The sequence below is a fragment of the Microcystis sp. M090S1 genome (assembly GCF_020246295.1).
GTDB lineage: Bacteria > Cyanobacteriota > Cyanobacteriia > Cyanobacteriales > Microcystaceae > Microcystis > Microcystis aeruginosa.
Genome location: NZ_JADBTF010000303.1, coordinates 1 through 6,487 on the forward strand (window position 1 = coordinate 1; position 6,487 = coordinate 6,487).

General features: G+C 46.5%; 4 protein-coding genes. All 4 read left to right on the forward strand.

All coding sequences use genetic code 11. The features are described 5' to 3' along the window. The first annotated feature begins 779 nt into the window (after positions 1-779). The 4 genes from IM477_RS13100 (at position 780) to IM477_RS13115 (ending at position 6,275) form a co-directional block, all read left to right on the forward strand. Entirely contained in the window at positions 780-2,102 is a 1,323-nt protein-coding gene (locus tag IM477_RS13100) for a CmpA/NrtA family ABC transporter substrate-binding protein (protein ID WP_287732076.1), read from the forward strand. Positions 2,103-2,255: 153 nt separating this feature from the next. Then, positions 2,256-3,083 carry a nitrate ABC transporter permease gene (gene ntrB, locus IM477_RS13105; RefSeq protein ID WP_287732077.1) on the forward strand — a complete coding sequence of 276 codons (828 nt, stop codon included), beginning with the start codon at positions 2,256-2,258 and terminating at the stop codon, positions 3,081-3,083. Positions 3,084-3,223: 140 nt separating this feature from the next. Then, positions 3,224-5,230, forward strand: a complete 2,007-nt coding sequence (locus IM477_RS13110; protein WP_287732079.1) for an ABC transporter ATP-binding/substrate-binding protein — start codon at positions 3,224-3,226, stop codon at positions 5,228-5,230. A gap of 46 nt (positions 5,231-5,276) precedes the next feature. Beyond that, positions 5,277-6,275 carry an ABC transporter ATP-binding protein gene (locus IM477_RS13115; protein ID WP_287732081.1) on the forward strand — a complete coding sequence of 333 codons (999 nt, stop codon included), beginning with the start codon at positions 5,277-5,279 and terminating at the stop codon, positions 6,273-6,275. The last annotated feature ends 212 nt before the right edge of the window (positions 6,276-6,487 follow it).

Sequence of the window (6,487 nt, forward strand, 5' to 3'; positions counted from 1 at the left end):
GTATCTTGGCGAAATCTGGTATATCTGTTATATTTGGTCATAGAGAGAGGATAAATTCTTTAACATCTTTTATTTTCTCTCTATTTTGCTTGATTCTTCCTCTTTTTTCTTTTTAGGTTTCTCATTTAGTCTAAACTACAGGTTGCTTCTCTGACGGGATTTCCCTTCATCCTTGATGCTCTATCTGCACTGAATACAATTTAATTTGGTATTGCAAAGCATAACAGAGATTGTCTCAAGCAGGTCGCATCGCTAATATTTGCGGGGATTTTTCAGTAATCGGTAAACATTAACCGGTAATCAGTGAACGGCAAACTCAAATGCGATAACTGAGTCAAGATGGCTAAAAACCCCCATCGCCCCACCATGCGTTTCAGACAAATTTTTATGCTTTTATTACATGGCTGACAGTATTTGGTAACAATCTATACTATCTTTCCCGTTGAAGACTGTAAATTTAAGTTAATTGCTTCGGTAATAACCCTGAAATAAAGTGATCTTTCTAGCTCAGATGACTAAAAACCGCCCCTATCTATCGACTCCTCAAAACTGTTATGCTTCCGGGAAAAATCTCTTAAACAAAAACTATTGCTAAATCTGTCTAGATGGAGAAGCAAAAGCGATCGAGAGATAAAAATAATTAAAGCCTCCTTACTGAATCAACAGTTACTTTCAAGAAATCTTCTCGGTTATAACCGCACAGTCAGTTGGGGGAAGTAATGAGAATTTTTCACCGTTTCATCACCTTTGTTTAGTTTCTAATCACGATTTTTTAGTCCATGAGTAAACTTTCCAGACGTAGATTTATCTTCACTGCCGGGGCAACTGCCGTAGGAACAGCAATTCTCCACGGTTGCACTGCTCCCAATAATACCGCAACCAGTCCCTCCCCGGCCGGCAGTCCTGCCGCTTCCCCCGTTGCCAGTGGAGAAACTCCCGAAGTCACCACCGCTAAACTAGGTTTTATTGCCCTCACCGACGCTGCCCCCTTAATTATCGCCAAAGAAAAAGGTTTATTCGCTAAACACGGGATGCCCGATGTGCAGGTTATGAAACAAGCTTCTTGGGCTGCAACCCGGGATAACCTCGAATTAGGTTCGGCGGGTAACGGTATCGATGGGGCGCATATTTTATCCCCCATGCCCTACCTAATGACCTTGGGCAAAATCACCAAACAGCCCGTACCAATGTATATTCTGGCGCGTTTGAATACCAACGGTCAAGCAGTTTCCATTTCTAATGAATATATAGACCTGAAAGTTGGCCTCGATAGCGGTGTACTGAAAGAATCCTTTGCTAAAGCTAAATCTGCGGGCAAAGAAGTTAAAGCCGCCGTCACTTTCCCCGGTGGTACTCACGATCTCTGGATGCGCTATTGGTTAGCCGCCGGCGGCATCGATCCGAATAAAGATCTATCCCTAATTGTTGTTCCTCCGGCACAAATGGTGGCTAACATGAAAGTCGGCACTATGCAAGCTTTCTGTGTGGGGGAACCTTGGAACGCCCAATTAGTTAACAAAAAACTCGGTTATTCGGCCCTGATTACTGGGGAACTGTGGAAGGATCACCCCGAAAAAGCCTTCGCTTTACGCGCCGATTGGGTGGATAAAAATCCCAAAGCGGCAAAAGCTTTAACTATGGCTGTTCTAGAAGCGCAACAATGGTGCAATGATCCCGCTAATGTTAAGGAAATGTGCGAGATTATTTCAGGACGGGAATGGCTGAAGATCGATCCTCAAGACATCCTCGGCCGCGCTCAGGGTAATATCGATTTCGGTGATGGTCGCAAAATCGAAAATAGCCCCGTAGCCATGAAATTCTGGGCTGATAACGCTTCCTATCCCTACAAGAGTCATGATACTTGGTTTGTGACTGAAGACATCCGTTGGGGCTATATTCCCGCCGATACGGACATCAAAGCTTTAGTTGATAAGGTTAACCGGGAAGATATCTGGAGAGAAGCCGCCACAGCCCTCAATGTTCCGGCTGATCAAATTCCCACCTCTACCTCTCGCGGTGTGGAAACTTTCTTTGATGGCGTGAAATTTGATCCCGAAAATCCCCAAGCTTACCTGAAATCTCTCAAGATTAAAAAGGTTTAAATCAGTGTTCAGTGATCAGTAACCAGTCAACAGTTAAAGATGATTTGCTGATAACTGGTAATTAATAACTGATAACTGATCACTGAACCACTGACCACTTCACCACTGATAACTGATAACTGATAACTGATAACTGATAACTGATAACTGATTATGGCTGTTTCTATTTCTCGTCGTTCTCAAGGTCCGAAATGGGTAAAAGACCTGCAAAAAAAATTACCCAAACTAGCAACTTCGGCGATTGCTTTATTAATTTTCCTTCTCATCTGGCAAATACTCTGTTTTAGTCCCGATGCCCCCCTTCCTAGTCCCACTAAAGTGGTTAGCGATACCTGGGAATTAATTATTAATCCCTTTTTCAATAATGGTGGCACGGATGTGGGGTTATTCTGGCAAATTTTCGCTAGTTTACAACGGGTGGCCGTCGGTTTTACCCTTGCCGCTATTGTCGGCATCGCCGTAGGAATTTTAATCGGTAGCAGCGCCCTAGTTTATGATGCGATCGATCCGATTTTCCAAATCCTGCGTACCGTTCCCCCCCTAGCTTGGCTACCCATCTCCCTAGCGGCTTTTCGCAATAACGAACCTAGTGCCATATTTGTAATTTTTATTACAGCAATTTGGCCAATTATTATTAACACGGCCGTGGGAGTACAGCAGGTTCCCCAAGACTATAAAAACGTCTCTAGAGTGCTGAAATTATCCAAAGTTGAATACTTTTTCAATATTCTTTTTCCCGCTACTGTTCCCTACGTTTTCACTGGATTAAGAATCGGTATCGGTTTATCTTGGTTGGCGATTGTAGCGGCAGAAATGCTGATCGGTGGCGTGGGAATTGGCTTCTTTATCTGGGATGCTTGGAATAGTTCCATGATCAGTGAAATTATCCTCGCCCTGATTTATGTGGGTATTGTTGGGTTCTTACTCGATCGCCTCATGGCCTACATCGCTAAATTAGTTGTACCGGAAGAAAATAAATAGGGTTTGCGGCAAAAAATTTTTCGGTGGGGGCAGGGTGTGGGGAGCTTTTTAAGTAAACAGTAAACAGTAAACTAAAAACTCACATCTGATAACTGATAACCGATAACTGATAACTGATAACTGATAACTGATAACTGAAAATGTCTGCATTTATTGAAGTCGATCACATTGATAAGGTTTTCCCTCTCCCCGATGGCCGTCAGTATATCGCCCTAAAAAATATCGATCTCAGCGTTACTAAAGGGGAATTTATCTCTTTAATCGGTCACTCCGGTTGCGGGAAATCCACCCTCTTAAATATGGTCGCCGGACTCGATCGCCCCACGGTGGGGGGGGTGATTTTAGAGGGAAGAGAAATTAAAGACCCCGGTCCCGATCGCATGGTGGTGTTCCAGAATTATTCGCTGCTGCCTTGGTTAACCGTCCGGGAAAATATCGCCCTAGGAGTTAACCGTGTGCTGCGTCATCTGCCGGCCGCTGAACGCAAAAGTGTCATCGAACATAGTATCGATATGGTACACCTGCGCCATGCTGCCAACAAACGACCGGGAGAATTATCGGGAGGCATGAAACAACGGGTAGCGATCGCCCGCGCTTTAGCCCTACGGCCAAAAGTCCTGCTACTCGATGAACCCTTTGGGGCGCTGGATGCGTTAACCAGAGGCAATTTACAGGAACGTTTGATGGAAATCGTCGAGGAAAGTCACGTTACCTGTATCATGGTCACGCACGATGTGGATGAGGCGCTATTACTATCCGATCGAGTGGTGATGTTAACCACCGGTCCAGAGGCCCATATCGGTCAGATTCTCGATGTTCCCATTCCCCGACCCCGGCATCGTTTAGAAGTAGTTAACCACCCCAGTTACTACTCCCTCCGTAACGAGATCGTTTATTTCCTCAACCAACAGAAGCGATCGAAGAAAGTCGGTCAACCCACCGGGCCGGTGACGGTGATCGGCCAAGCTACCAGACTGAAAACCAATCCTACCATCGGTTTTATCCCCCTCACCGATTGCGCCCCGATTATTATCGCCAAAAAGAAAGGTTTCTTCGCCGAGGAAGGATTAGAGGATGTTATCCTGCAACGGGAACCCAACTGGAAAGCGCTCGCCCAAGGAGTGGCCACCGGTCGTCTCGATGCGGCCCAGATGGTGGCGGGAATGCCCCTGAGCATGACCATTGGGGCCGGCAATAAGCCCTCTGTCCCCGTGATTAGCGCTTTGGTACTCAGTCGCAACGGTAACGCCATCACCCTCAGCAATAAATACAGGGAATTGGGGGTAGAAAAACTCGAGGACTTAAAGGAGGCCCTCCTGCAAAGTCCCGATAAAATCGCCACTTTCGGCATGGTTCACCCCGCCTCCATGCACAATCTGCTGTTACGCTACTGGTTAGCTAGTGGCGGCATCGATCCCGATAGTGATGTGAATTTAACCGTAATTCCGCCGCCTCAAATGGTTTCCCTACTAAAAGCGGGTAAGATCGACGGTTATTGTGTGGGGGAACCCTGGAACTCCTACGCCGTTCAGGAAAAATTAGGCTACGTTATCGCCACCGATCTTGATATTTGGCCCGGACACCAGGAAAAAGTCCTCGGGGTCAAGGAAACTTGGGCGGCGAAACATCCCGAAACCCATATCGCCATGGTGAAAGCTTTAATTAAAGCCTGTGAATACTGCGATGATCGGCGTAATCGAGAAGAAATCGTCAATATTCTCAGTCAGCCCCAGTATGTGGGCGTGGATAGGGCAATTATCCGCCCCGGTTTCCTCGATGGTTACGATTGCGGTTTAGGAACTGTCCCCGAACCTTTATTCCGATTTAACCAGTTTTACGTCGATCAAGCTAACTGTCCAGGCCGGAGTGAAGCCCTATGGACCCTAACTCAGCTTGCCCGTTGGGGTTACGCGCCTTTCCCCCGCAACTGGGTGGAAGTGATTGAACGCGTCCGTCGTCCCGATCTGTTTGGCGAAGCTTGCAGGTCCCTGGGCCTTCCCGATTTGGAACCCGATCGCCACAGTTTCGCCCTCTTTGATCATCTTATTTTCAATCCCGACGATCCGATTGGCTATCTGGAACGTTTTTCGATCCGTCGCGATTATCGCGTCTCGGAAGTTCTCCTCGATGATCCTGTCGCTAATTAACGGTTGTGGTGGGCAAAGCCCACCTTAAAATAAATCTAGGACGAATATGCAAACTTTTACCGATAAGACCGTGAATTCCAGCACCACCACCCAGCCTTTTTTATTAGTTAGTAATGTTGCCAAAGAATACCCCACTCAAGCAGGGGTTTACACCGTTTTAGACGGTGTGGAGCTGCAAGTTAATGAGGGGGAATTTGTCTGCATTATCGGTCACTCCGGCTGCGGTAAATCGACCCTTTTAAATATGGTGGCGGGGTTTTCTTCTCCTAGTCGTGGGCAAGTGCTGCTACAGGATAAAGAGGTTAAGGAACCGGGACCGGACCGGATGATGGTATTCCAAAATTATTCGCTTTTGCCCTGGAAAACTGCCTTTGAGAACGTTTATATCGGGGTTAGTTCGGTTTATCCCCAAAAATCTCACGCTGAGAAGGTGAGGATCGTGGAAGAAAATCTATCCCTAGTGGGATTGACAGAAGCAGCCCAGAAAAAACCCCCCCAATTATCGGGAGGCATGAAACAACGGGTTGCGATCGCCCGCGCCCTGGCCATTCGTCCCCAAGTCCTCATCCTCGATGAACCCTTTGGGGCCTTAGATGCGATCACCAAAGAGGAATTACAGGAAGAATTGCTGAAAATCTGGCAAGAACACCAGTTAACTGTGTTGATGATTACCCACGATATCGATGAGGCTTTGTTCTTGTGCGATCGCTTGGTGATGATGACCAACGGCCCAAGCGCTAAAATCGGTGAGGTGTTAAAGATGCCTTTTGCCCGTCCCCGGGTTCGTTCCCAAATTACCGAGGATCCCCGTTACTACGAACTTCGCAATGAAGCTCTCGATTTCCTCTACAATCGTTTTGCCCATTCGGAGGATCCCAACGAGGATGCCCCCGAAGAACCCCGCACAGAAAATCTCCTGGGTAAAATTGTTACTACTATTGGTGGCATAGCCTTACTCGCTTTTGTCGGTTTTAGTCTGATACAAATGTTCACCAGCAAGACTCCCAATACTGCTAATCCCGCTACCATAGAGGACCCCAGATAAGTAACAGTTATCAGTTATCAGTTATCAGTTATCAGATTTGAGTTTTAAGTGATACTAAATCCGCTGAGTATAGGCTACATATCAGGATTTCTCCGTTTCTCCTGTGCTTGTTTTGACAAAAAAATACCGATTTCTGGGTTGACATACTGAATCATTAAATCTCTAACAGTCCTGACTGACGGACACAAGTGGGTCAAAACCTGACAAGACAA